The following is a 26,504-nucleotide window of genomic DNA, read 5'->3' on the forward strand; positions in this document are numbered from 1 at the left end:
AATTACCACTTCCCTATATACTGACCTTTACTGTTAAAGCGGTAATGCACTTTAACTTTACCATTTTGTGGTCTTACTTGTCTTACTTTACCACGATGATCAATAGTTTCATGCCATGTTCTCTTTTTTCCTGTTTTATAATTCCATTCTCTTACTACTCTTCTGCCCGCCATTTCCCCTTTTTTCTTAGCCGGTGTTACGTGGCCATAGTAACGGTAACGTCCCCCAGATAAATGCCTAACTTTTGCCTTGCCATATTTTTGTGATTGCTTATAATGTTCTTTTAATTTGCTATGCCTAGCAGCATTGTGGGCAATATTTGAAGATCGTTTAGCACGCTTTACTACTTTTAACACCTTAAATACCTTCCCAGGTCCAAAATTCGAAGCTGCTGCTAAAGCTGCGCCTTTCCAGCCCTTGCCTGATTTATAAGCTTTGTATCCATCATATACCGCAAATCCTGCATTGACAACAAACCATACCCAATGGCCGTCTGGATCGACATTCATGACCGGGTTGTTGTTTCCATAGGTATATCCGTTTTGATCTAGTGAATCTCCATCGCTTCCTGGATCTGGATCTAGTGATAGGAATACGCCGTTTCTTGGTTCATAGTAGCGGGCGATTAAATAGTAAAGTCCTGTTTCTTCGTCGAAGCGGTACCCAGCATAGCGGTATGGGTTTCCTTTTACTTCTTCATCTTCTTTTACCTTTGTTGGAACACCCCATGTATCGTATTCGTACTCAGCAACGATTTTTCCTGCACTATTTGTCATGGCTATGACATCACCGTGTGCATTGTAGTGATAGAAATATTTTTTCCCGTTTTGTGTGAATGCAAGTAGTTGTCCACTCTCACCGTATGTGTATGCTTTTGTGACTTCGTTGTCTCCATCTGTTTCGTATAAAACATTCAGGCTGTCGCCGTCATAAAAGTAATTGGTGACTTTTCCATTCACTGTTTTTTGAATTCTATATCCACGCTCATCATATTTGTAAGTGACAAATGGCTTGTCTTCCCCTTTTTTCGTGATGGCCGTAATGTTATCTTCAGCATCCCATTCATAAAGGAATTGTCCGTCAGACGTTCGGTTGCCATTTTTGTCATAAGTTAAAGTCTCATCATTTACCTTTGTCAGTTGGTTCATGATGTTGAATGATGCGCTCATTGTTTTCTTGGCGCCATTTTTTTCAATCGTTACAGTTTTTCTGTTCCCAAATCCATCATACGTGTACTCAATGACCGTTCCATCTGGATGAGTTTCTTTGATCAATTGATCTAATTTTCCATATTCATATCGAATCTTCCCGTTGCTTCCTTGATCAACCGTTATTCTGTTTCCATTTTGATCATATTCGTAAGCTTCGTTTAAGATCGTTGCCCCTTGGCTTGTTCCAATGTGCAAATCATTGATTAAGTTGCGCTCATCATAAGCAAAGCTAGCACCACTGCCGTTACCTGTAATAAAGGACTGGACATTTCCATTTTCATCATAATCAAACGAATACGTAGAACTCGAATCCTTCATCTGAGTCATTTGATCAAGCTTATTGTAACTGAATTGGTTCGTCCCTTTTTGATTTCCGTGTGTCCACTCAAAAGATTTTAGTTTATCTGAATCGGCTGGATACGTCCAAGTTTGACTGCTGCCACGCTCTGTTAACTTTGTGATGCGGTTTTGTTGGTCGAACGTTCTGTTTTTGGTTGTGTTTTGTTCTTTGTTAACAACCGTTGTTTCGTTTCCGTTTTTATCATAGCTAAAGTTATATTTTTCTGTCCCATTGTATGACTTGGATTTCACTCGGTCTGTTCCATCATACGTGAGAGACACTTCATGTCCATTTGCAGAAATGGTTTTGATTAAGTTGCTATTCGCATCATATTCACTTTTCAACACATTCCCTAATGGATCAATGGTTTTTGTCAATTTGCCCATTAGGTCGTATTCGAATTGATACGTCTGATCTGACTCTGCACGAATGGTTTTCGACTGTTCATTGCCCTCTTTATCATACGTTCTCACAATGGATGTCCCGTTAGATAAAGTGATTTTCTTCAGCTGATCAGCCTGGTCATATTCGAATGTTGTTTTTTCGCCTTTCGCATCTGTTTCAGAGAGTTTTTTGCCTGTTTCATCGTAGGCAGATTGAGATGAGTAACCAAGCTCATCCTCTTCTTTAACTGCATAGTTCCCTTTCTCGTCGTAAGTGGTTTTCGTTAACAGACTACCTTCTACTAGACGGATATCATCAAACCAAACCGTTCCAGTCGCGCTTTTTTGGAAAACAATCTGCACGTCGACTTTTTTCAATGGTTTTGTTTTTGGTATAACAACCGCCGCTCGGTTCCACTCTTGTGTACCGGTTGGAAATTTCGCATTAAACGTTCCTGTTGTGCCATCTGTATACGTAACGGACGCTTGAAGTGAGTAATCATTTTCATTTGAGGCTTTGACATTTTCAGCCTTAGACATCCCAGTCAGGGTGACATACATAGATTGATCATTCGCACTTTGTTCAATCGGTACAGATTGTTTATAGATGGCATTTGCTTGAGATGAAGATGTTCTGGTCATTTTTAACGAAACGTCATCATTAAAGCCTTCTTCATTATCTAATGAACCACCTGTTCCGCTCCAGCTTGTTGTTTTATCCGTAAAGGAATTATTTTTGACTGGATTATAACTTGATGAAACTTCGCCTTTTTCCAGCTGAATCTCATCGAACCAGGCTTTTCCTTTTCCAGCCTTATCTCGATGATCTACTTCCATATAGATCACAGCTTTACCTGCATGAGACGGCGTCGTAAACGTGACTTGGCGTTTTGTCCAATCGTTTTTGCCTGATAATGTGCTGTAACCGTTGCTGATCCATTGAATTCGTTTGTTATTTGTATCTCTTAAATCAATGTTAAAAAATGCTCTTGCTTTCGTTAGCTCTGTCTTTATTTTTCCATTAAGTGTATACGTCGTATTTGGCTCTAGTGTCACTTCTTGAGTAGCAGAAGAATAGCCAAGTTCTGTTCCTTCAGTTGTCGATTGTGAACTGATTTCTAATACCCGGCCGCCAGATAACACACCACTTTTCCCAGCTGTTTGCGCTAATTTCCCGTCATCCTTAGATGCTGTAAGCTTCCAGCCAGTTAGCGTATCTTCAAAACTGCCATTTTTTAATATACTCGCACCTGCAGCAAGTTCTTTACTCGTTTGTACCAAATTCCCGTACGAGTCATAAATACTTGCTGAAGACATATTTCCACTTTGATCCGTTTCAGATACAGCATCTAATCCATCATAGGCGATATCTGTAATATCTCCTTCTGTATCTTTCACTTTAGTGACATCATTATTTTTGTTATACTCGTAGGTTTCTGTCCCATAAGCATCTTTCGCCTGAATGACGTTGCCATTTTTGTCATACGAATAGCTTTCTGTAGCTTTTCCTTTCTCTACATCATTTGGGTCAGTTTCTTCTACGATTTGATTGCCTTCATATTTCGTTTTAGTGGTGATTTTAAGCCCTTCCGCATCATCTACAACTTGAATTGGATTGGCTGCTTCGTTATACGTATACTGTATTTTTCGCCCGTTTGGCTGCGTTAGCATGAGTGTCTTTTTAGATAAATCATATGCATACTCAAAGGTTTCTTTTTTTGCATTAATTGCCTTGACTAAACGATGATTTTCATATTGATATTCTGTAAAAACAGGCTGATCTTTTGTACTGTTTTGAGAGAATTGTTTAATCAATCTGCCTTCTTTATCGTATTCATATGAGATACTTGTTCCATCTGAATCAATGACTTTCGTTAGTAAACCTGCATCATACTCATATGAAAGCTTTTTCCCTTTTGGTCCTTGAACCGAAATGATATGACCATCTTCATCATAATCCATTGTTATTTTTCGGCCAGATGCATCTTCCATTGAAGTGAGCTGATTGTTTTCGTTATATTTGTATGTCGTTGTATTTTTATGTCCATCTACAACCTTGGTGATCTTCCCACCGTTTTTACTAAAGTGCGCAAAGGTTTGATCCTTCGTTTTTAACATGTATTCATCTTTTGATTCCGTTAATTCAAGGAAAATACCTGTTGGTGGTTGATACGTACCATCTGCTTTTTTTGTAAAAACATGAGTTGTGGCATCTTCATCAAGATAGATGACACCTTCTTTTGTTGGCGTGATACTCGTTTCTACATCTGCGTACCACCCTTGACCAAACAGGTGGTCAGCTGCATCTAAACTATTGTAGGTTCGACCCATTCCAAGTCCTGGTCCTCTTCCATCAATCGACATTTCTTCTTCACTGACAATCACATTCCCAGTTGCACCATTAAGCTGACCGTCTGGTATATCAATAATCGACCAGTAATCCTCTGTTCCAAGGAATTCGGCCCCTTCATGGAATGTCGGGTTAAAGGCTGGTGTCGGAATCGTTTCTCCATTTGCATCGTAGGCGGAAAGGGTAAAGGAGTAGTTCTTGCGTCCTTTATAATTTCCATTTGCATTTTCATATACTGGTGATGGGTCTAGCGCTAATTCTCCACCCTTTCCATCTGTATGAAGCACATATTTCCCACTTTTAACTTCAGTAGGAGTCGGCCAAATATTCTTGTTTTGTGTTGTCCAATGATCGACATCACCCACATCAAATGATTGATATGCCTTACCATTATAGATGTTAATTTTATATCCTTTTGCATTTTTCACTTTGTCCCAATGTAAATTGATATAACCTGTTTGGCTCTCTTTTGTATTGGTATAAGCATAACCAGATAAAGCTTTCGGTCTAGATAAATCAGGTAAAGTTGGTCCAGCTGGCGGTGAAGCAATAGCTTCTCCATCTTTATTATAGGCAATCACTCTGAAGGAATAATGTTTTTGAGCCGCATCTCCTCCAGCATTTTTGTAAGTCGCACCAGGATGAATTGGAAGCTCTGCCCCTTTTTCATCTTGGATGTGCAATGCATATTTACCTGCTTTGATCTCAGCAGCTGTCGGCCATACTTTTTTCCCTTTTGTTGACCATGAAGTTTGATTCCCAAGATCCAACGTCTCATAGCTTTTCCCATTAAACATTTGTATTTTATAACCGGTCGCACCGGAAACTGAATTCCAAGAAAGATCAAAGTAACCTGTTGCATTATTATTATTGAATCCTTTTGTACTAGGTGCTTTCGCTCTAGCCACATTCGGCATGACAGGTTTTACTTTTGCTGACATTGCGCCTTCACCTTGGTCAAAAATCGCACTTACAGCTACCCAATAATTTTTACTTGTTGCATAATTGCCACCTGAGTTTTTGTAAACTGGGGAAGGATCAACTGCTAATTCAGTTCCACCTTTTCCGTCTAAATGAAGTTTATATTTTTTAGCTGCAATCTCGCTTGCTGTTGGCCATATATTCTTTCCTTTTGTACTCCATGATGCCACATTTCCAACTGAAATGGCTTCATACTCTTTTCCGTTGTATAACCACACTTTGTAGCCTTTTGCACCAGCTACCTTTTTCCAACTTAAATTGAAGTAGCCTGTACCATTTCCATTACTAAAACCTTTTACAGTTGGTGCATTTGCCTGTGGAATGGTATACGTTACTTCAATGACTGGTTTATTGGTAGAGTTTGTTGATGAGATTATTTTTTTCCAATGGTCTTGCCCATTTCCATTTGCATGTAATTTAAAGCCATAGTTAGCTGTTCCGCTATTCCAAGCTTTGATGGTTGAAGTCACATCATAGCTCGCCCATTGTCCTTTATATACATTGGCTTTGCCGATGTTTTTGGAGCTTGGTTTATTGTTCCACGTTAGTTTTGTATGATCATAGTTGGCATTCACTGTATCCAGCCAAAGACCAGTAGCCTTCGTCCCGTAATATGAATGAGCAACATATGTTTTGAGCGTCGCTTTCGTTACATTCATATTTTGAATCGGTTTGAATGAGTTAAACTTCATGAACGCATAGTTTGTACCAGTTGTTTTATCGTAATAACCTGTTTTGAGTACATAACTTTTAAGTTTAGCGTCCCATTTTTGCGTAGAGGATGAATAATTTGTTGTTGGGTACTTACTCATGATAAATGTGTCTGCTGATACAGATAAAGAAGTCGAAGGATCGATAGACACAGGATAAACTCGTTCAGGATCTTTGAGCCATTTTTCATCTGCTGTCACATGAAGTAAATAGCCATCGTCTTCTTTTTCTAATTTAAAGCTCACATCTTCTGAGCGAGCCACTTCACCTGACTTTTCATCTAAATTAGAATCAGTCATAAACGGTTTCGGGACTTGAAAAATGGTCCGTTTTTTCTGATCGTAAAATGTAATAGAACCGTCTTCCTCAATTTCCCCAGTTAGATCTGTCTTTATTTTAAATGTAAATGAATTGTAGCCATCATATTGATTGAGTACAATATCTTCCTTGATGTTTTCATTAAAGGTGAATGATTGTAAATCTATATTTGGAAATACCTCTTCATATGTAAGCTCGTTGGTGTTCTCTTTAAATTGTGCAGAGGTATCTTTGGAATTGATTTCTGATTTGTTTTTCCCTGAAGCTTTTAAAATTGAAAATTCAATTTGATGCTTCTTGTGTTCAAATGTCGCATATAATCCAAGCTGCATTTGTTTTTGAAAAGTTGATTCTAACTTTGCATTTTCTGTTTCTATTTCTTTTTTCGAGATCGTCTTTAATTCTGGAGAGATGTCCTCCCATTCAGCATCTGGAGCCTCTTTAATATGAATAGGATCAGGATATACCTCTTGTGTAAATACACCCTCTCCTTCATAAAAAAGCTTGCTGTTTTCTGTTCTTTCTGAAAAAACTTCTCTATCTTTTCCAATTTCATCTTCGTCAATGCCTGCCATTTCCAGAGCCTTTGAATCACCTAACTCTTCTAAGCTGTTATGACTTGATTTTGTATTTTTGTCATGTTCTTCCGCAAAAATGTCAGAAGGTAACATTGATAAAAGCATCACAAACGCTAGTAGTGCTGCAATATTTCTTTTCCAATTCACTTTACTTTTTAGGTTCATATTAATCTCCTTATCATATATTTGTAATATTTGTAACATTACGCCATATATAATAATACATTTGAAATGATACTTCAATATATTTCTATAAATATATCATTCTTTCAAACTAATCCATATATCATCAACTTATCAATATATCCCCTTTTTCGCATATAAAAAAGCACCCTAAACGGATGCTTCCATCAAATGATATTTTTTCAAAATGCGATAGGTGATGTCTTTTGCTTCTATGCCTGTGCCTTTGATATTTGTGGCAAAGATGTAGGTTTTGTGTTCATGTTTGATAAAACCTACGTACCAGCCGATGCCTGATCCCGAGCCTGTTTTTCCGTATAGGGTGGCGTGTTTCTCTTCTTCTTGTACCATCATTCGTTTGACTGTTCTCATGTTCTTTAGGTCAAATGGAAGAGTCTCTTCATATAGCTGTTTGAGAAAACGAACTTGTTCGATAGGAGAAATTCGCAGGGTACTGCTTAACCAAAATTGATCGATTCCGCCAGATATGTCTTTGTTCCCATAATGAATGGCTTTCACCCAATGATTCATGCGTTCTTCTCCAATGTCACGTGCCATGGCTTGATAGTACCAGACGACTGAATCTCTCATCCCAGATCCTAATGTATGATCTCTATTCCAGTTGTCAATCTCTCTTTTTACGCCATCCCAATATTTGATGTCGTATTCATCTCTCACTGCGCCTGTCTGGAGTCCGATTAAGGCATTTGCTACCTTAAATGTCGATTGAGGTGCAAAGCGCTCTTTCGCTCTTTTTTTGTTATACACCCAAGGGGACTTTTCTTTTACTTCTTGAATCACAAACGTGCCTTTCCGGTCTTTCAAGAATTCATCTACTGACCACGCTGGTGATGCTCCCTCAGTTGATGAAGGCTGGCTTATACAAAGTGTCATTAGCATCATGCCAGTAATGAGCCATTTTATATACTTTTTCTTCAGGACAACCGCTCCCTTTCCCATGATTTCCATTGATTGTAGCATGTTGAGCGATGAGATATAAGGTACGCTTGTCCTCTTTTCTTTCAAACAAAAAAGCCGGTTCACCCGGCTTTCTGCTCTATACTAGCTGTCTTTTTTTTCTTCAATGGCTTGCTTCGCGATTTTTGAAATCGTCATATCGTCCATTGGCGGGTTATGGAGCCCGGCCCGAATATCTCGATAGTAACGCTGCAGTGGACAGTCAAGGCTTAAGCTTTTCGCACCGACTAAACGCATGGTTTTATCGACAACTTGTAGACTGTGATTGACGACTGTATGTTTCACAGCGCCGAATTCATTGATTAACAGCTCTCTTTTCTCCGGCTTTTCATACAATGTCGTCGTTGAGTAGATGACGTGGCGTGCTTGCTTTAATAGTAAATCGATTTCACCAATCAGTGTTTGGACATTTGGCAGGTCACTAATTGTGCCGTTGATGCTGTTCGGTGAATGGGTGATGGCATACTGAACAGCATAGTCTCTTGCCGCTTGCGCAATCCCTAAATAGCAGGAAGGAATGTGTGCAATCCAAGGATTTAGCGTACCACCGCGTGGCCCTTTTTGCACCTCAACAAGCATGTCATCTGAAACCTTCACCTGATCTAAGATTAAATCATGACTTTCAGTTCCTCTCATGCCCACAACATTCCACGTTTCTTCTATTGAAACACCTTCTGTCTCACGATGAATTAAGAAGAAGCCCATGGCCTCTTTTTCTTCAATCCATACGCCGACTAAAAAGTATGTAAGTGCTGGTGACATCGTTGTGAAAATTTTACGTCCATTGATGATCCACTCATTACCTGATCTAGTGGCTGTTGTCCCAGGCTTCCCGCCTCTTGTTGGACTGCCTGTCTGCGCCTCGCTCACAGCACGGTTGACAAGGGCGCCCTTCTTCACTTCTTCCGCAAAGAATTGCAGCTGCTGCTCATTCCATTGTTTCTTTTCGTAGATTTCGCCTACAACCCCTTGGTGCCAGCCGATGGATAAGGCAGTCGCTCCGTCCATACTGCCGAGCGTCTCTTGAAACAGAACCATATCCTTCACAGATTGACCTCCGCCTCCGTATTCAGCAGGAAGAGACAACGTCGTATAGCCCATCTCTATTAATGATTCAATGTTTTTTTCAGGAAAATAAGCGCCTTCATCGTGTTCTTTTGCCGTTTGTTCGATCGTTTCACGAAGAGATTCTAGTTGATGAAGCCATGTTTTTTGAAAATCGGTATCAACAAATAATGCTTTAGACAAAACGTATCCAACTCCTCTGTATCTCACAATCTATCATATCTGATTTTTCCAATCGGAATAAATAAAACATACTTTACTTATAGGATTTAATGTGTTAAATTTTATCAATATTAAGTACATATGTCAAAGGAACGTGATGCTTTTATGATTTCAGCTACTAATCTACATAAATCTTATGGGCAGACCCATGTGTTAAAAGGCATTGATTTCACCGTACAAGAAGGTGAAGTGGTCGCCATTATTGGACCGAGCGGATCAGGAAAAACCACCCTTCTCCGCAGCTTAAACAGCCTTGATATTCCAGACAAAGGAGAGCTGACAGTTGGTGAAGCCACGATTCAATTTGAACGATATCATAAAAAAGATCTGCTAAAACTCAGGCAGCAATCTTCCATGGTGTTTCAACATTATCACTTGTTTCAGAATAAACGAGCACTTGAAAATATTACAGAAGGATTGATCGTGTCTCAAAACATGTCTAAAAAAGAAGCAGAAAAGGTCGGAGAGCAATTTTTAACGCGGATTGGACTGCTTCATAAAAAGGATGCATTTCCGAGTGAATTATCCGGCGGTCAGCAGCAGCGAATTGGCATAGCCCGCGCTCTTGCGATGAACCCTTCAGTGCTTTTGTTTGATGAACCTACGTCGGCACTGGACCCAGAGATGGTAGGAGAAATTCTTGAAATGATCAAAGATATTGCGAGCCAAGGAATGACAATGGTCATTGTGACACATGAAATTTCTTTTGCAAAGGACGTGGCGGATACGGTGATCTTTATGGCAGATGGCGAAATCGTTGAAAAAGGCTCACCAGAAGACGTCCTGTTGAAACCACAGCATGAACGAACGAAACAATTTTTATCAAGGATTCATCGCGGAATGTGGCAAGGATCGGAGAAAGACAAATGAAGCAAAAGACAGCATTCATGATGTCCGGTGTCCTTCTGTTTCTCCTTTCTCTGATTGGCTGCAGCAGTGTGAAAACCACGACAGATGACGGCAGACAAATTGTGAAAGTCGCACTGAGTGCAGAGGTCAATCCACCCTTTTTAGCAACAAATGACCGAAACGAACCGATTGGCTATAACATTGATTATTTAAATGAAGTGGAAAAGAGGCTTCCCCACGTACATTTTGATTACATTTTTGGCGAGGAAGAATCGAATTTAATCGGTGTAGGCGCAGGGAAGTTTGAAATGGCGGCTAATTGGTTTTTTAGTAACCCTGAACGTGAAAAGCGGTTCCTTTACCCTAAGGTCCCGTATGGCTATTCGATGACAGGTTTAATTGTGAATGAATCAGACAAGGAGATTCGATCGCTTGATGATATGACATCTAAAAAACTGGCTCCTGTCAGTCCTAGCGGAGGCTTGCGTTCGATATTAAATCAATATAATAAAGAGCATGATCCGGATATTCCACTGACGACCATTGAAAGTCCTTCAAATGAACTCAACTTAAAACGTGTTGAAAGCGGACGGTCCGATGCAGCATTTATGAACATTTCAACCTTTGATACCATTCAAAAGCATTTGAACCTAAAGGTCAAAGTTGGCGGCATTGTGTCAAAGGAGCCTATCTATCTTGTCTTACAGCCAAGCGAGAAGCAGCTTGCAGCAGATTTGGACCGGATCACACAAGAAATGATTGATGATGGAACACTGCCTCAGCTTGCGAAAAAGTGGTTTGGTGTTGATTTCTTTCAAAATATTGATGACATCTCAGAGCAAGGGGATCAAAATGAAGAAAGGAAGGAAGCGTCATGACGTTTACAGCTGGAGATTGGCTGCGCATCTTTTTACAGGTGCTTGAACGCCTGCCACTCACTTTTCTCATTATTACGGTGTCATTGTTTTTTGCTATCATCATCGGGTTGCTATTTGCTTTCATTCGTATCAAGCAAATCCCAGTGCTGAAGCAATTGGCTGTTATCTATTTATCTTTTACACGAAGTACGCCTTTAATTGTTCAGTTGTTTTTGATTTATTTTGGACTGCCTCAGCTTTTACTTGTCGCAGGGATGCAAATCAATCATTGGGATCGTGTGTTATTTGTGATGATGACGTTTTCTTTACATACTGGCGCTTATTTATCTGAAGTCTTTCGCAGTGCGTATTCATCTGTTGGGAAGGACCAGCTGGAGGCCGCCTACATTGTTGGGATGACAGATACACAGGCCTTGATCAGGATTATTATCCCGCAGGCCTTTCTCATTGCACTGCCAAACCTCGGAAATTACACCATTGATCTCGTGAAAGACACAGCGATTGCCTTTACAATCGGACTTATTGATATCATGGGACAGGTGAAGATCATTTTAGGAAATAACTACGGGATCGGCATGTTTGAAGTGTACGCGATCATTGCGATTGTGTATTGGCTCATTTGCATGAGCATTGAACTGATCACCATGCTGCTTGAAAGGAAATTTGTAAAAGGCCGCACCAGCCTGTCACGTTAAGGAGGCGATTTGATGCAAACCATTGATATTCAATTTGCGATTGACCAAGTACCTCATATTCTAAAAGGCGTTCCTTTTACTTTATTGATTGCACTCGTTTCCATGGCTGTGAGCCTTTTGCTCGGATCTGTTTTTGCTTTCATTCGTCTCTTTCGCATTCCTGTACTCAGGCAGCTTGTGACACTCTATGTCTCCTTTTTTAGAGGAACGCCTCTTATTGTTCAGCTGTTCGCTTTCTTTTATGGACTCCCTTTTGTTCTAACCAAAGTGAGCGGTACATTCGGGCTGACCTTTCATCCAGATATGGTCTCCCCATTAGCTGTTGCCCTCATGACCTTCAGCCTCCATTCAGCCGCCCATTTAACAGAGGTGGTTCGGAGTGCACTCCTTGCGGTAGACAAAGGGCAGCTTGAAGCGGCAAAAATTGTGGGTATGACGACGCGCCAGGCGATGATGCGCATTATTTTGCCGCAGGCCTTTGTGGTCGCCTTACCGAATCTAGGCAATCAGCTCATTCAGCTATTAAAAGCCACCTCTCTTTCGTTTACGATTGGAGTACTTGAAATCATGGGGATTTCCCGGATCATTGCGAATGACGGCTATCAGTTTTTAGAAACGTACCTCGTCTCTGCTTTGATCTATTGGCTGCTGAGCATTTTCTTTGAACTCGCTTTTGCCTTGTTAGAGAAACGTGTCAGCGTGTACGGAAGATCTCTTGGACGTTAAAAAAGCCGATCAGGCTCAAATACCTGACCGGCTTTTTTTATTCGCCTTTTTTCGGTGTGTTAAACAGTTCCTTTGGTGCGGGTTTTAGTTTTGGTGCGGAACCGAACACGACTGGTGCAGAAATATATCTGAATTCCCCTTTTCCATCCATGCTTCGGCCATATGCCCATCTGCCTTCCTTGCTTGCTTCTCCTCTTGAGAAGTTAAACAGATCATAGGATACTTGCTGTTTTTCTAGTGAGCGCGGGAAGGTGGTTGGTACGACGACGTCCCCTTCTCGTTCTTCTAATTCTTTAATGGCCGCAAGCCACATATTTTGATGATATGTATCACGGGCAATAAGAAAAGAAAGCATATCCTTCACGCCGCGATCATCGGTCATTTCGTAGAGCCTTGTGACCTGAAGCCTCCCTTGTGATTCTGCATTTAAGTTGGCCCTAAAATCAGCCATTAAATTTCCGCTTGCAATGATATACTTGGCATTCCACGGATACCCTTGACTATCTGCTGCCATTGCTCCTAAACCGGCAACAATTGCATGCTGAGGATTCATTCCGCCCATAACAGCTGCTAGTGCGGGGTCACTTTGATACGCCTCTTCTTGTTCCTTAACTGGTGCTTTATCTAGTAAACGCGCGATCATCGTCGCCAGCATTTCGACATGACCAATTTCCTCTGTCCCTATGTCAAACAATAAATCTCTGTATTTTTGATCTGCCCGGCAATTAAAGCCTTGAAATAAATATTGCATCATGACACTAATTTCTCCATACTGTCCGCCTAATACTTCTTGCAGCTTTTTCGCGTAAAGCGGATCAGGCTTTGAGGGCTTTGCTTCATATTGCAGTTCTTTGATGTGATAAAACATGATGTCATCTCCCTTATCAAAACATCTTTTCACTTATCACTATTCAACCGCATGCCTCTTTATGAAAATGAGCAGAATATGTGCACAAAAAAAGAGAATGGCCTCTGCCATTCCCTTTGTCATCCTACTCAGCACTAACTAAAATTTTCACTTGATCTTTTTCATTGATTAATGCATGGAAACCATCCTCGATCACATCGTCCAGCTTGATTTTTTTCGTGACGAGCGTATCTGCAGAGAAATAGCCTTTTCTCATTAAGTTTAATACAGATGGGAATACGTCTCTGTAGCCGATAATTCCTTTGACTGTACGTTCTTTAATGACAATGTCATTTGGCAGAATTTCTGCGCCTTTTTCCCAAATGCTCACAATGACTGTTTCACCTGAAATTCTTGTTGATTGGATTGCTTGCTTCAATACAACAGGTACACCTGTCACTTCAAAAGAAACATCGACGCCACCGTTTGTACGGCTTGCGATTTCTTGAACAACATCTTCATATTGAGAAGGATCAACAATGATCGCTCCAAGCTCTTTAGCTTTTTCTTGGCGTTCTTTAGATAATTCTACTGCGTAAATATCAGTAGCACCAGCTGCTTTTAATGCTTCAATGACAAGTAAGCCAATTGGTCCGCAGCCAAACACAGCCGCTGTATCCCCAGCTTGTACTTTACTAGAACGAACCGCATATAAAGCAACTGCAGAAGGCTCTACAAGCGCACCTTGCTCATATGAGATTTCGTCTGGTAATAAATGAAGTAATTCTTCATCGACAGATACATATTCAGAGAATCCACCGCCGCCTCCGGCAAGTCCTAAAAAGCCCATGTTTTCATCTAAGTTGTAAGCACCTTGGTGTCCGTGAGTCGCAAAAATAGGCTCAACAACCACTCGGTCGCCTACTTTGTAATTGCTCACGCCTTCTCCTACTTCAACAACCTCACCAGAGAACTCGTGTCCCAGCGTAACGGGTGCTTTTTCTTTTGTAAGTGGATGAGGTTCATTCACTGGAATGAAAATCGGTCCTCCTAAATATTCATGTAAATCACTACCACAAATGCCGCACCATTTTACTTTTAGTTTCACTTTTCCTGGAGCAACTGTTGGTTCGTCAATTTCCTCTAGTCGAATGTCCTTTTGATCGTGCCAGCGTAGTGCTTTCATGTGTAAGACTCCTTTTCTCATCAATTTGATTAACTTACTTAAATAATCATAACATAATTTTTTTAATTTTCTAAGTAGGATGCACTATTTTTTTGACATTCAATGGACGAAAGATGACAAAACATAGCAATAAACAGACAAGAAGCATACATACACACCCGATGACAACGGAGGTTCGGATTGATAAAACATGTGCAAGTCCACCAGAGACCCCTGTCATCATCATCGTCAGAATGGCTTCAACCAAAGCATAAAAACTGGCTACCCTCCCCATGACCTCTACCGGGATATTCGTTTGATAGAAAGTCATAAAACCTGTGTTCGCAAATGATAAGAAGAATGCTAGTATAAAAAAACCAACAGCGGCTACAAACAATGTGCTGGAAAAAGCATAAATGAGATAGCCACATGCAACAAACAAACTGCCAATCCCAAGCATGATCGAAACAGGCAGCCTCTCCACAATCACCGAATTGAGACCTGCGCCTGTGATGATGCCTGCCCCAGCTATACTGACAAGAAGACCATATTCTGTATCAGTCAGCAGCAGCACTTCTTTTGCAAAGGCTGTTTCAAGAGAGTCAATGGCAGTAGGAAGTACCGTGATGGCGGCACTAAACAACAAATACACCGCCATAATCTGGCGTGATGTCAAACTAAACCGAAGAACAAGCTTCGCATCCTCTTTTAACATTGAAAGGGAAAAGCCGTTTTGGCCAGCATCTTGTTTTAGCAAATTCGGTAAACACATCGTTAACAGAGCAGATATCAACAAGCAGATCGCATTTATATAAATTGAAAAAACAGGTGTACCGATTAAAAAAAGCAGACCTGCTGCTGCGGGTCCAAGTAAAAATCCACCCGATTGTAATAATGAGCGAATGGCATTAAACCGTTTTCGATTATCCGCCGGGATCAATCCTGTCATATATACCATCGAAGCTGGATGAAACATCGCTTGTGTCATTTGAATAAGAAACACCATCACATACAGGATCAGCAGATGTCCTGAAAATAACGCAAAGGGTACACATGCGATCAGGATAGCCCGGGTGATATCTAAGCTGATCATCACATTCCGCTGATTCAGCCTGTCAACCAAACTGCCAGACCAGCTGTTTGTCAAAAGAGCTGCAGCCGGTCTCAGCATATAGACGGCTGTTACAGCCAGCACAGAGCCCGTTTCTTGAAAAATGAGCAGATGGAGAGCAATCATATAAATCCATTCTCCTATGTTCGCAATTCCGATGGCTCCAAGCAGCAAACTCATATCCCGCCAATGTTTTTTCATAGCTGTTCCCCCTATTTGTCATAAAAAAATCCCGCCCCCAAGACATTTCTGTCTTGAGGACGGGATTTACTCCGCGTTGCCACCTCAGTTTATTCATCTGTTGCCAGATGAACCTTAGCAGGTCATCATGAACCCATCTCTGTAACGGGAGAATGTCGCTGCACCACCATCCGAAGGAATCCGGTGCAGAGCTAAGAGGCTTGGTTCCATCATGCTTCCCAGCTCCTTCTCAGCTTAACGGAGTTCTCTGTGCGGGACAGCTATGATGTACTCTTCTCTATTTGCGCTGTGTTTTTATTTCATCACGATCTTCAGCTGAATTGTTACATATTGTACTGCGCCTCGATCAAAGCGTCAATGTTTTTTTCAAGTTAATCAGCATAGATCATCTTTCTGGTCATGCCGCCATCAACGACTAAATCTGTACCCGTCACAAATTGATTGTCTTCATCTGTTAAATAAAAGCAAGCCTTCACAATATCCTTTGGGGTCCCGACTCGATTGGAAAGATGCTGCTTGTGGTCGACCTCTCGAAGATTCTCCTCATCCTTCGTTTCAATCCATCCAGGGGAAATGCTATTCACCGTGATGTGATCCGGGCTAAAAGAAGCAGCCAAGGCATGAGTCAGTGCTGATATTCCGCCTTTTGATGCAGCATATGCTTCCGTATGAGGCTCTGACATGGTCGCGCGGGTGGATGAAATGTTCACAATAGAACCGCCTTTTGGATTCTCTTTTATATAACGTGCTGCTTCTCTTGCACATAGAAAAGTCCCTCTTAGGTTCGTATGTAACACACGATCCCACTCATCGACCGTTAATTCATAAGGCGATACTGTGCACATGACACCAGCATTATTGATGAGGATATCAATCGTTTTGCAGCGCTCCGCTGCAAACGACATTAAGTGTTGAATATCCTTCTCTTGTGTCACGTCCGTTTTTTTAAAATAAGCTTCTAACGATTCTTTTTTCAGCTCTTCCTCCAAACGCTTGCCCTTCTCTTCATCTATATCTGCAAGCACCACACGCGCTCCTCCTTTTGCATAGCCCCAGGCGATCGATTCACCAATTCCATTGGCTGCGCCTGTGATGACGACGGTTTTATTGTGAAAGTTCATCGTTTATTCAACCCTTTCTACATCAGATGTTGTCGTCTATCATACCATTTTGAGAAGTACGCATGAATAAAAAACCCCTCTATCGCAATTGAGAGCAATAGAGGGGTTTTTTAAACTAATAGAATGAAATGAAGAAAAGTAATTAATAGGATCGGATATTTTTCAAACCAATCACCATAAAAACAATCGTAAAAGCAGCTAAAACTGTTATGTCTAATAATAAGATTGAGTGATTGACAGTACCGCTCATGATCTCGCCAAAACCAGACATCATCCATGTTTGCGGTATAGCCAAAGAGATCTTCTTCATAATGTCTGGAACGATATCTAATGGCCAATAAATACCACCCAGCATGCATGATCCTACAATGATAATTGCACTAAATACTTCAGCTTGCTTTTTTGTATGAGATAAGATTGCAATCATAAAACCTAAACTCACAACAAGCCCTATAACAAATGATCCAAACACTAGAATAAGAATCAGGTTGCCTAAGTACACATGAAAGAACACAGATAAGACGGTCAAAAGAACACCCAGTTGTATCCATCCAAGGAGGAAATAAGCCATTAAATAGCCAAGCAGCACATATATTTTATGGATAGGACTCGAAAGCAATCTTTGCCATGTATAATCTTTATATTCCAAATGAATAGACGACACCGAGCTTGAGATCGCAAACATCATAAACATGATCGTAAAACCAAGTGGTATTAAATTTGGTTGTTGACTTGCTTGACTATCTAGATTGTCTTCATCCAATGAAATGGTGCCAGATTCGTTTAATTCTTTCAGTGCATTGATAAGAGAAACGCTATTCTGCTCTTTCACACCTTGATTGATCTGATAAATGATGGCCGCCGTCTCTTTTAAATAGGGAGCTAAGACCGCATATTCCTCTGTTTTCTTATAAACCGTCACATCAAAAATTTCTTTATTTTCTTTTAAATGGGATTTTAATTGATTCGTGACTGTAATAGACGCAACTGCCTTTTCATCGGATAATAATTCTTTTGCTTCACTTTTAGTCGCCTTTACCCAAAGAAATTTGGTGTTCTTTTCGAGAATCCGAAAAATTTCTTGATTCAGATTATCTTGACTAGGCTCTTGAATAAAAGCAACTGTAGGTTTCTTTTTATCAGATGCCGTACTTCCAAAAATAAAACTAAATACGATTGGCATAACAAATAAAAAAATAAGGGTCAAAGGGGACTTTAATGTTTCTTTTAGCTTTAAAGTAATAATGGCTGATATTTTATGCATAACGATGCTTCCTTTCAAAAGACATTCTGATTAAAGCAATGATGAAGAAAGCTAGTCCCATCCCGCAGCTTAATATAAAGCCGCTTTGAATTTCACTAAAATCAGCACCTGACATACTTTTCAAAAACATTTGGAGCGCAAGGGAATTAGGCAAGATATAGCTGATGTTGATCAACCATTGTGGAAATAAGTATAAGGGAACCATACTTCCACCTAAAGCAGCTAACACTTGAGTTCCTAAAATCCCAACACTGTTAAACGTTTTTTCTCTTTTGATAAAAGAACCAATCAGCACCCCGAAGCCCGCAGCATTAACTATAAAACTGCATCCTATCATGAAAACAGTAAAAGGCTCTCCCCAGTTCACCTTAAAGACAAAACTAGTAAATAAAATAATGATCGCAAGTTGAATCATACTCATCAAAAGAATACCCAATAACTTCCCAACGATGTAACTAGTATTGCTTAATTTTGATACAAGTAACCTTTTATAAACATCTTCCTCTTTTTCCTCTATCATACTGCCAACTAAGAAAACAACAGTCATTAATAAAAAAAGTACACCCATCCCGCCTGCGTAGTATTGGAAGGATGTAATCGGCTGGCTGTTGATATGAATATTCCTCTCGTTCACCAGTTCTTTTTTCAGTTGATCAGACACGATCTCCACTTCTTTACCTTGATTCAACGGTACCAGAATACGATTCATATGATAATTTTGAAAGAATTGCAAAACCACATTTTCTAGAACCATTTCTTGTAAGTTTGAATTAGGTCCTTTCAAGATATTCAATTGCACATGGTCATGATTCAATAAGCTTTTTTCAAAATCCGGCATGATGATTATACCCATTGTAATGTCTCTACTATTTAAATCTCTCTCTAGCTGATTTTTCGAGGTGACCTTCACATCAAATATGTCACTGAGTTCACTCTTAGACAATGTTGAAAGAAACATTTTACTTGTAGCGGACTTATCTTGATCTGTTATTCCTACTCGAAATGAATTGATCCTGATTTCACTATCTTTCTTCATGTTATCTCCAAATGCTGCACCTAATATAGCAATTAATATGATAGGCATAAAAAAAAGTGTAAAAAAGCTTTTTTTATCCCTAAAAAACAATAATAGATCTTTCAGTACAACCCAAATGCTCATATGCTCACCTCTAAACAGTCTAATCTCTCAAATTTTTACTAGTTAAATACAAAAAGACATTTTCTAAATTTGGTTCTACAATTTCTGCTGAGATAATTTGAATATTTAATGCGGTCACACCTTGAATGAGATGACTTAATAACTGCTGAGGGTGTTGATCAAATATTTTCATTTGATTTCCTTGAACCACGATTTCCTTTAAAGGGTCGACTTCATGTATGAATTGACGCACCCGGTCTATATCATTTTGTCCATGTTCACATTTTATGGTCAAAACAATTTCTCTTTGATTTCCGACAAGCTCACTTAATTCATGCTGATCCCCTAAAGCGATGATAGACCCATGATCCATAATGGCCATTCTTTCACATAAAAATTCGACTTCTTCCATGTAATGACTAGTATATATAATGGTCATTCCTTCTCCATTTAATGTCTTAACTGTTTCTAATATATGATTTCTAGATTGGGGATCTATGCCTACAGTAGGCTCATCCATGATTAATAGTTTCGGTTGATGCAATATCGCGCAACCGATATTCACCCTTCTTTTCATTCCTCCAGAGAATACTTTCACTTGATCATTCGCTCTATCTTCAAGACCAATTAGCTCAAGTGTTTCTTGTACTCTGCTTTTTAACTCTTTTCCTTTGAGTCCGTACATTCTCCCCCAAAATATTAAATTTTCTTTTGCTGTCAAATGTAAATATAAAGCGATCTCTTGCGGAACAATTCCTATCATTTGCTGCGCTTTTTTTGTTTCTTTTTTTAAATCTATACCTTCAATCATTATGGTGCCGCTTGTGGCATGGATCAGCCCTGACAAGATGCCAATCAATGTTGATTTCCCTGCACCATTCGGACCTAATAATCCAAATGATTCTCCTTTTTCTAAGTGAAAGTTTATCCCTTTTAATACCTGTTTATCTTCATAATTTTTCTTGATGTCGTGTACGTTTAGCAATCAATACCTCTCCCCTATTTTCTTCTTATTGAAGCCTGTATTTTACCTCTTCCTAGTCATTTAATATCAAATAAATTATCTGGTATGGTCTTCAACTATAGAATAATTTTTCCAATTTATATATTTTAACATGAGATGCATTACAGGAGAATAGTACAGGTCATTTTAAAATAGAACATAAAAAAACTTACAGGAATCCTCCTGTAAGTTTTTTCGATTAATTTCATTGAATCATTATTTAGAAATCATCCCATGCGGGTCAATCACAAATTTCTTCGCCACACCCGAATCAAAGTCGCTGTATCCTTGAGGAGCTTGATCAAGGTTAATGACGGTCGCATTTACCGCTTTGGCGATTTGTGCTCTTCCGCTTAAAATGGATTTCATTAGACTGCGGTGATATTGCATGACAGGGGTTTGACCTGTCACAAAGGTATGGGCTTTTGCCCAGCCAAGTCCAATTCGCACTTTCAGAGAACCAACTTTTGCATCAGCATCCACGGCACCTGGGTCTTCTGTGACGTAAAGCCCTGGGATTCCGAGCTTACCGCCAACTTTGGTAATATCCATAATTGTATTTAGAACGGTTGCAGGTGCTTCTCCTTGATCTCCATGACCTGAAGCTTCAAAGCCGACACAATCGACGGCACAGTCAACTTCTGGCTCTCCTAAGATATTCGTGATTTGTTCGCCGATTCGATCATGTTTTCGTAAATTGATCGTCTCACAGCCAAAGCTTCTGGCCTGCTCCAGCCTTTGTTCATTCAAATCACCGACAATTACCGCAGAGGCGCCAAGGAGCTGAGCGGAATGTGCTGCGGCAAGACCTACTGGCCCGGCACCAGCAATATATACAGTCGAACCAGGCTTTACTCCAGCCGTATAAGCACCGTGAAAACCTGTCGGGAAAATATCGGAAAGCATCGTCAGATCAAGTATTTTCTCCATCGCTTGATCTTTGTCTGGAAATTTGAGCAGCTGAAAATCTGCATATGGGACCATGACGTACTCGGATTGGCCGCCAACCCATCCGCCCATATCGACGTATCCATAGGCAGAGCCTGGACGGTCCGGGTTTACATTTAAGCACACATGAGTTTTTTGTTCCTTGCACATGACGCAGCGTCCACAAGCAATATTAAATGGAACGGACACAAGGTCTCCTTTTTGAATAAACTCCACATCTCGTCCAACCTCAACGACTTCACCTGTAATTTCATGACCAAGGACTAGTCCTGCAGGCGCAGTGGTACGCCCTCTCACCATGTGCTGGTCACTTCCGCAAATATTCGTCGTCACTACTTTTAAAATGACGCCATGCTCACATTTGCGCCCCACATTGGCTTTCGGTACACCCGGGCCATCTCTTAAAATCAAATCAGGGTATCCAATATCCTCAACTGCTACATTTCCTGCTCCTTTATAAACGACACCTTTGTTTCCCGACATGTTTTCATTCCTCCCTTTTTGTTTAAAAATGAAGTCTCTACAATTTTCTCTATTTATGAAGCAATTCCCTGCTTCAAATGGCACAATGGATGAAAAAAAAAGCGAAGAATGTCTATCACGGAGAGAAAAATGTATCTTCCAGTCAAATAAAAAAGAAAATATTGAAAAAAAAGCTAAACTTTTGAAGAACGGTGCCGATATAAGAAATAAGCCAGACAGGTATCCTTAATCGACAAACAAATTCCTTATATATACTATCATTCCTTACACACCTGGCTGGCGCCTACATAACATTGAAAAGACTCTTCTGATGAAGAGTCTTTTTTAACTTTGCGTCCCATCAATCACGGATACAATTGTAAGCAAAGAGGCTCCTCTGACGAAGAGCCTCTTTTTAAACGCTTGTTCATTACCTGGGAAATATTTTCATCATTTTAACGCTTTGATACAGATGTATGTATCATAGTGATAAACCGAAACTTCTCTAAAGTGATACGCTGAAAATAGGCGGCTGATCTCTTGTTCACTATACGATGAAAAAGATTGTGACCGTTTTTGTTCCTTCATCAGTTCCTGCTGTTGGAAAGATAAGAATACTTCTCCATCCACTTGAAGAACGCGGTACACTTCCTTCATGACCTGCTCAATATCCTTCAAGTAATAGATGGTCTGTACCGTAAATAATTTATTGAATGATCTGTCTTCAAAAGGTAAATGCTCAGCTTTACCAAGAGTCACGACGGCTTTATCCTGTTCCACAAGCTTCTTATGTTTTCTTTTTGCATATTTGATCATATGACGAGAGGCATCCACTCCATATACTTTACCGCGATCAAGTTTTTCTGCTACCTTCGATAATGTCATGCCTCTTCCAGTCCCGATTTCTAAAATCCGGTCGTTTTCTTGTATATTTAAGAGTTGAATCGTCCATTCATTGATATTATGATGATTTTTTTCCATATAGCGGGCAACCCATTTTGAGAACAAGCCTTTTGGTTCCCTCATTTGTTTTCCAATCCAGCTTTGAATCAATGTTAACACCTGCTTTGCACCAGTAAATAAAACTATTTACGAATTTTCTTACTTTTCATATCGGCTCTCGCCTAACAAAGTTTAAGACCTAGTCCTAATTAGTTGTCATTGATTAGACGGCACCTTTTCAGAAAATGTTTCGCAGAACTTTAAAAAATTTTGATCTGAATAGGCGTTTTCATTAATTGTGCTCAGATTGATTTCGTTTTCTGCATGAGCTGCATATTTTATGAATGTATCTTGATTAGATAAAGGTGGTGCTAGATTATGGGCTTTGGTGGCGGTTATTCTGGAGACTGCGGTGGTTACGGTGGCGGTTTTGCAGGCGGATTCGCATTGCTTGTTGTACTGTTCATTTTGTTGATCATCATCGGTGCAAGCTGGATTTACTAATGTAAAAGGAGCAGGAAACGTATTGTTTCCTGCTCCTTTTCTTTAATACCAATAAGTTGGATAATTGTAATTGTACATATAGCGTCTAAGCATTTCTTGTTGCTCTCTTTGCATCCGGTATGGATTGCCGTACCCGTGCTTTAAGGAATGCGGAATGGACGTATACCCGTGCCCCACTGACGGAAACCTCATATATGGTGACATCGACATTCATTGATCACCTCACAATCTCCTTTTACGGATATCATATGTGCAGGTGATCAATGTGGAGCGTGTCTAAACCTGGTCCTTCTCCCTAGTATAACAATCAAGCATTGCAAGCATCATAAACATGTCAATCTCCTCCTTTTCCAATTTTTCTTTTCCTGTTTTAGTTCATATACTTTAGTTGTTTCTGCTTCATTTCTTCATAAAATGTTTCGACTTGTTGTTCATAAAGAACGGTCTCAATGTCTTTGTATTTACGCTGAATCGTCAATGTAATAAAGAATAAATGGATTGTCATATACGCTCACCTCCCTTCAGTTCGCAGCATGCGAAATAGCCCGCAGATCTTCTTTATCAGTTGACCTGCGGGCACACAAAAATGCAGATCAAAAGACAATGTCTTCCAACCTGCAATGGATGATGCGTGAAATCCTCGTTTACTTAAACAGTTTTGAAGCGTGCACCGTATAAGGTAAAGGAAGGACACGAGCTCTTCCACAGGCTGATGACATGATGAAATTGTTGGTTGAATTGATCACAAGTAGATACGAATAACATATTCTTCAGCCTCCTTTACGTTTTTAATTACTTTGTAAGTATATCCAGCAAGCACCATTTTGTAAACCTGTTTTTAGTAATATAGATGATTTTTGTGTTTTTGACTAAATTTCTACAGTTATTCTTGTCCGTTTGTCCAATACAATCAAAAAAGCCCCCTCACGTATATGAGGAGACTTTTCGAATTAATCTTCATCTAGTTCTTGCAGTTTCTTTTGAAAAAAGATCGCGCGTCTGACACAAAGAAAAGCTGCTAATAAGAAAACACAATCAATTCCCATCATCAGCATTTTTGGAGATGCTTCGATGTGCTGGTTCGGTATGATCGTACCAATATATAAAAAGGTGCTGACAGCAAGCAAAATAAAAGCGTACTGCTTGTAATCTGTCACTAAACCACTCCACTTTTTCTTCACTTGAATCACCTTCCTGTTTAACATGTCTATTGATAGCTTAACATAGTAAAAGAAAGGTAGTGGCATGTAAATCTATCCATTCACTAGTGCGTTTAGTCCTTGCTTCATATCATTCAGTAAATCATCCACATCTTCAATCCCAACGGATATACGAATTAAACCATCAGTGATGCCAAGCTCCTCCCGGCGGTCTTTCGGAATGGACGCATGAGTCATTCGAGCAGGAACAGAGATTAAGCTTTCAACCGCTCCAAGACTTTCTGCGATTGTAAACAGCTTAAGCTGGCTTAAAAACACATCGACATGTTCTTCTTTTCCAATATCAAAAGAGATCATTCCGCCGAAGCCTGATGCTTGCGTTTTCGCAAGTTCATGTCCAGGGTGAGCACCAAGACCTGGGTAATAAACACGTGTGACCGCTGGATGTTGTTCTAGAAACTCAGCGATTTTCTGCGCATTTTGTTGATGTGCTTCCATTCTTAGTCCAAGCGTTTTGATCCCTCTCATGAGAAGCCATGAATCCTGCGGTCCAAGAATTCCACCTGTAGAATTTTGAACAAAATGAAGTTCTTCTCCAAGCTCTTTCGTCGCTGTTACAACAAGCCCGCCTACGACATCACTGTGGCCGCCTAAATATTTAGTGGCACTATGGAGGACAATGTCCGCCCCATATTCAATCGGTTTTTGGAAATAAGGTGTAAAAAATGTATTATCAACAATCATTAAGATGTTGGCTTCTTTTGTCAATTGGCCGATCGCTTTGAGATCAGTCATTTTCAGTAAAGGATTGGTTGGTGATTCAATGTAAACCGCTTTTGTTTCGGGTAAAATTGCTTTTTTCACCGCTTCAGGATCACTTGTGTCCACAAAGGTCGCATGAATGCCAATACGGTTTAGTACCTTTGTAATGACGCGGTAAGTTCCGCCGTACACGTCATCTGTCAGGACAATATGATCTCCGCTGTTAAACAGCATCATGACTGCCGTAATGGCAGCCATCCCTGAACCGAATGCGTAGCCGTTTGCTCCCCCTTCAAGATCACGAATGACGGTTTCAAGTGCCGTTCTTGTTGGATTCGCTGTTCTAGAATATTCATATCCTGTATGTTCGCCTGCTTTCGGCTGCTTATATGTGCTCACTTGATATATAGGCACAGACACAGCTCCCGTTTTTTCATCACCAGTTGTTCCGCTGTGTATCATCATTGTTTTTGGTTTCATTCTATTTTCCTCCCTCATAAATTCCTTTACTTAAATAGCGTTCACTGCTGTCAGGAAAAATGGTGACAATGACTGTCCCAGGTGCTGCCTTCTTTGCTTCCTCTAAAGCGGCATATAATGCGGCACCTGAAGAGCTTCCAATGAGAACGCCTTCTTTTTCAGCAGCTTCTTTCACCATTTGGAAAGCATCATCATCACTGACCGTATAAATCTCATCGAATAAAGCAGATTCCATATAATCTGGGATAAATTCAAGGCCGATTCCTTCCGTTCTATGCGGGCCCGGATCTCCTCCATTTAAAATCGATCCTTCAGGTTCGACAACAATTGTTTTTAACGCCGGATGCTGCTCTTTTAAATAGGCAGCACACCCTTGAAAAGTTCCTCCAGATCCCGCTCCTGCTACGAATACATCAATGTTTCCTTGTAGGTCGGACCATAACTCTGGGCCAAGCGTTTTATAGTAAGTCAATGGATTTACTTGGTTTTTAAATTGTAAAACGCAATAGGCATTGTCAAGGCTTGCCTCTAGTTCAAGGGCTCGATCAATCGCACCTTTCATGCCCTCTTTTCTTGGTGTATGAATAATCTCTGCACCGAGCGCCTTCATTAGCTGTTGTTTTTCTTGACTAAAATGTTCTGGTACGCAAAAAATGGTCCGCAATTGATGCTTTCTTGCACTGAGGGCAAGCCCAATTCCTGTGTTTCCAGCAGTTGCTTCAATGATGGTTCCGCCTGGACGCAATTTGCCAGATGCCAATGCTTCTCTTATGAGCATTTCACCTAAACGATCTTTAATACTTCCACCCGGATTCATCATTTCAAGCTTTGCATACACCTCTACACCATCTGGGATGCCAATCCCTGACAGCTTTAAAAGCGGTGTGCGGCCAATTAATTCTGTAATATCCTTTATGACAGCCATATG

Annotated in this window: 22 protein-coding genes; 5 read left to right on the forward strand and 17 right to left on the reverse strand. The window is 40.2% G+C overall.

Annotated features, from left to right (window positions below; all coding sequences use genetic code 11):
• Nucleotides 1-2: 2 nt before the first annotated feature.
• The 3 genes from C6344_RS07780 to C6344_RS07790 all read right to left on the reverse strand — a co-directional run bounded on the left by C6344_RS07780 (nt 3) and on the right by C6344_RS07790 (nt 9,281).
• Nucleotides 3-7,037, reverse strand: coding sequence for a DNRLRE domain-containing protein (locus tag C6344_RS07780; protein ID WP_106072850.1), 7,035 nt, complete (start codon nt 7,035-7,037; stop codon nt 3-5).
• 168 nt (nt 7,038-7,205) lie between these two features.
• Nucleotides 7,206-7,994 (reverse strand): BPU family class D beta-lactamase, encoded by a 789-nt coding sequence (blaBPU, locus tag C6344_RS07785; protein WP_106072910.1) that lies wholly within the window; start codon nt 7,992-7,994, stop codon nt 7,206-7,208.
• Between the two features lie 123 nt (nt 7,995-8,117).
• On the reverse strand, nt 8,118-9,281 hold the full coding sequence (locus C6344_RS07790; protein ID WP_106072851.1) for an acyl-CoA dehydrogenase family protein: 1,164 nt from the start codon (nt 9,279-9,281) through the stop codon (nt 8,118-8,120).
• Between the two features lie 144 nt (nt 9,282-9,425).
• Here C6344_RS07790 and C6344_RS07795 point away from each other — a divergent pair, with 144 nt between their 5' ends.
• Genes C6344_RS07795 through C6344_RS07810 form a run of 4 tightly spaced genes read left to right on the forward strand, consistent with a single transcriptional unit; the run spans nt 9,426 to nt 12,468 of the window.
• Nucleotides 9,426-10,190 (forward strand): amino acid ABC transporter ATP-binding protein, encoded by a 765-nt coding sequence (locus C6344_RS07795; RefSeq protein WP_066030622.1) that lies wholly within the window; start codon nt 9,426-9,428, stop codon nt 10,188-10,190.
• Nucleotides 10,187-11,047: an amino acid ABC transporter substrate-binding protein gene (locus C6344_RS07800; protein WP_095285487.1), complete on the forward strand. Its 861-nt coding sequence runs from the start codon at nt 10,187-10,189 to the stop codon at nt 11,045-11,047. Before C6344_RS07795 ends, C6344_RS07800 begins: the two co-directional genes overlap by 4 nt.
• Complete coding sequence (locus C6344_RS07805; RefSeq protein ID WP_066030620.1) at nt 11,044-11,742, forward strand: amino acid ABC transporter permease; 699 nt, start codon at nt 11,044-11,046, stop codon at nt 11,740-11,742. The genes C6344_RS07800 and C6344_RS07805 overlap by 4 nt, the downstream gene beginning before the upstream one ends.
• Before the next feature lie 12 nt (nt 11,743-11,754).
• On the forward strand, nt 11,755-12,468 hold the full coding sequence (locus C6344_RS07810) for an amino acid ABC transporter permease (RefSeq protein WP_106072852.1): 714 nt from the start codon (nt 11,755-11,757) through the stop codon (nt 12,466-12,468).
• Between the two features lie 37 nt (nt 12,469-12,505).
• Here C6344_RS07810 and C6344_RS07815 read toward each other — a convergent pair whose 3' ends face one another.
• The 9 genes from C6344_RS07815 to C6344_RS07855 form a co-directional block, all read right to left on the reverse strand.
• The gene (locus C6344_RS07815) at nt 12,506-13,336 is read right to left on the reverse strand and encodes a manganese catalase (RefSeq protein WP_034661459.1); all 831 of its coding nucleotides are present in this window, start codon (nt 13,334-13,336) and stop codon (nt 12,506-12,508) included.
• A 124-nt stretch (nt 13,337-13,460) separates the two neighbouring features.
• Nucleotides 13,461-14,501 (reverse strand): 2,3-butanediol dehydrogenase, encoded by a 1,041-nt coding sequence (locus C6344_RS07820; protein ID WP_034661461.1) that lies wholly within the window; start codon nt 14,499-14,501, stop codon nt 13,461-13,463.
• 70 nt (nt 14,502-14,571) lie between these two features.
• Nucleotides 14,572-15,792: an MFS transporter gene (locus tag C6344_RS07825; protein WP_106072853.1), complete on the reverse strand. Its 1,221-nt coding sequence runs from the start codon at nt 15,790-15,792 to the stop codon at nt 14,572-14,574.
• Between the two features lie 371 nt (nt 15,793-16,163).
• Entirely contained in the window at nt 16,164-16,913 is a 750-nt protein-coding gene (locus tag C6344_RS07830; RefSeq protein WP_106072854.1) for an SDR family oxidoreductase, read from the reverse strand.
• A 142-nt stretch (nt 16,914-17,055) separates the two neighbouring features.
• The gene (locus C6344_RS07835; protein ID WP_106036905.1) at nt 17,056-18,177 is read right to left on the reverse strand and encodes an ABC transporter permease; all 1,122 of its coding nucleotides are present in this window, start codon (nt 18,175-18,177) and stop codon (nt 17,056-17,058) included.
• Nucleotides 18,170-19,336, reverse strand: coding sequence for an ABC transporter permease (locus C6344_RS07840; RefSeq protein ID WP_106039728.1), 1,167 nt, complete (start codon nt 19,334-19,336; stop codon nt 18,170-18,172). The genes C6344_RS07835 and C6344_RS07840 overlap by 8 nt, the downstream gene beginning before the upstream one ends.
• 19 nt (nt 19,337-19,355) lie before the next feature.
• A complete protein-coding gene (locus C6344_RS07845) occupies nt 19,356-20,300 on the reverse strand; it encodes an ABC transporter ATP-binding protein (RefSeq protein WP_106042499.1) in 945 nt (314 codons plus the stop codon).
• Nucleotides 20,301-20,534: 234 nt separating this feature from the next.
• Entirely contained in the window at nt 20,535-21,749 is a 1,215-nt protein-coding gene (fdhA, locus tag C6344_RS07850) for a formaldehyde dehydrogenase, glutathione-independent (protein WP_106031262.1), read from the reverse strand.
• Between the two features lie 429 nt (nt 21,750-22,178).
• Nucleotides 22,179-22,781: a class I SAM-dependent methyltransferase gene (locus tag C6344_RS07855; RefSeq protein ID WP_065098495.1), complete on the reverse strand. Its 603-nt coding sequence runs from the start codon at nt 22,779-22,781 to the stop codon at nt 22,179-22,181.
• A 267-nt stretch (nt 22,782-23,048) separates the two neighbouring features.
• On the opposite strand from C6344_RS07855, the gene C6344_RS19195 reads away from it, so the two are divergent.
• The gene (locus C6344_RS19195) at nt 23,049-23,174 is read left to right on the forward strand and encodes a YjcZ family sporulation protein (protein ID WP_080869492.1); all 126 of its coding nucleotides are present in this window, start codon (nt 23,049-23,051) and stop codon (nt 23,172-23,174) included.
• Nucleotides 23,175-23,216: 42 nt separating this feature from the next.
• Here C6344_RS19195 and C6344_RS18830 read toward each other — a convergent pair whose 3' ends face one another.
• The 5 genes from C6344_RS18830 to C6344_RS07880 form a co-directional block, all read right to left on the reverse strand.
• A complete protein-coding gene (locus C6344_RS18830; protein WP_212040727.1) occupies nt 23,217-23,378 on the reverse strand; it encodes a hypothetical protein in 162 nt (53 codons plus the stop codon).
• Between the two features lie 166 nt (nt 23,379-23,544).
• A complete protein-coding gene (locus C6344_RS07865; protein WP_008342648.1) occupies nt 23,545-23,679 on the reverse strand; it encodes a YrzI family small protein in 135 nt (44 codons plus the stop codon).
• Nucleotides 23,680-24,124: 445 nt separating this feature from the next.
• A complete protein-coding gene (locus tag C6344_RS07870; protein ID WP_041815772.1) occupies nt 24,125-24,355 on the reverse strand; it encodes a YrhC family protein in 231 nt (76 codons plus the stop codon).
• A gap of 72 nt (nt 24,356-24,427) precedes the next feature.
• The gene (locus C6344_RS07875; RefSeq protein WP_034661473.1) at nt 24,428-25,576 is read right to left on the reverse strand and encodes a bifunctional cystathionine gamma-lyase/homocysteine desulfhydrase; all 1,149 of its coding nucleotides are present in this window, start codon (nt 25,574-25,576) and stop codon (nt 24,428-24,430) included.
• 1 nt (nt 25,577) lies between these two features.
• On the reverse strand, nt 25,578-26,501 hold the full coding sequence (locus C6344_RS07880) for a PLP-dependent cysteine synthase family protein (protein ID WP_106072855.1): 924 nt from the start codon (nt 26,499-26,501) through the stop codon (nt 25,578-25,580).
• Nucleotides 26,502-26,504 lie beyond the last annotated feature (3 nt).

The organism is Bacillus sp. GBSW19 (assembly GCF_002998655.1).
Lineage (GTDB): Bacteria > Bacillota > Bacilli > Bacillales > Bacillaceae > Bacillus.

What these genes read in the sequence shown, in the direction of transcription:
- C6344_RS07780 (WP_106072850.1), bottom strand. Translation starts at nt 7,037, where the DNA reads ATGAACCTAAAAAGTAAAGTGAATTGGAAAAGAAATATTGCAGCACTA.
- C6344_RS07795 (WP_066030622.1), top strand. Translation starts at nt 9,426, where the DNA reads ATGATTTCAGCTACTAATCTACATAAATCTTATGGGCAGACCCATGTG.
- C6344_RS07800 (WP_095285487.1), top strand. Translation starts at nt 10,187, where the DNA reads ATGAAGCAAAAGACAGCATTCATGATGTCCGGTGTCCTTCTGTTTCTC.
- C6344_RS07805 (WP_066030620.1), top strand. Translation starts at nt 11,044, where the DNA reads ATGACGTTTACAGCTGGAGATTGGCTGCGCATCTTTTTACAGGTGCTT.
- C6344_RS07810 (WP_106072852.1), top strand. Translation starts at nt 11,755, where the DNA reads ATGCAAACCATTGATATTCAATTTGCGATTGACCAAGTACCTCATATT.
- C6344_RS07815 (WP_034661459.1), bottom strand. Translation starts at nt 13,336, where the DNA reads ATGTTTTATCACATCAAAGAACTGCAATATGAAGCAAAGCCCTCAAAG.
- C6344_RS07820 (WP_034661461.1), bottom strand. Translation starts at nt 14,501, where the DNA reads ATGAAAGCACTACGCTGGCACGATCAAAAGGACATTCGACTAGAGGAA.
- C6344_RS07825 (WP_106072853.1), bottom strand. Translation starts at nt 15,792, where the DNA reads ATGAAAAAACATTGGCGGGATATGAGTTTGCTGCTTGGAGCCATCGGA.
- C6344_RS07830 (WP_106072854.1), bottom strand. Translation starts at nt 16,913, where the DNA reads ATGAACTTTCACAATAAAACCGTCGTCATCACAGGCGCAGCCAATGGA.
- C6344_RS07835 (WP_106036905.1), bottom strand. Translation starts at nt 18,177, where the DNA reads ATGCATAAAATATCAGCCATTATTACTTTAAAGCTAAAAGAAACATTA.
- C6344_RS07840 (WP_106039728.1), bottom strand. Translation starts at nt 19,336, where the DNA reads ATGAGCATTTGGGTTGTACTGAAAGATCTATTATTGTTTTTTAGGGAT.
- fdhA (WP_106031262.1), bottom strand. Translation starts at nt 21,749, where the DNA reads ATGTCGGGAAACAAAGGTGTCGTTTATAAAGGAGCAGGAAATGTAGCA.
- C6344_RS19195 (WP_080869492.1), top strand. Translation starts at nt 23,049, where the DNA reads ATGGGCTTTGGTGGCGGTTATTCTGGAGACTGCGGTGGTTACGGTGGC.
- C6344_RS18830 (WP_212040727.1), bottom strand. Translation starts at nt 23,378, where the DNA reads ATGTCACCATATATGAGGTTTCCGTCAGTGGGGCACGGGTATACGTCC.
- C6344_RS07865 (WP_008342648.1), bottom strand. Translation starts at nt 23,679, where the DNA reads ATGACAATCCATTTATTCTTTATTACATTGACGATTCAGCGTAAATAC.
- C6344_RS07875 (WP_034661473.1), bottom strand. Translation starts at nt 25,576, where the DNA reads ATGAAACCAAAAACAATGATGATACACAGCGGAACAACTGGTGATGAA.
- C6344_RS07880 (WP_106072855.1), bottom strand. Translation starts at nt 26,501, where the DNA reads ATGGCTGTCATAAAGGATATTACAGAATTAATTGGCCGCACACCGCTT.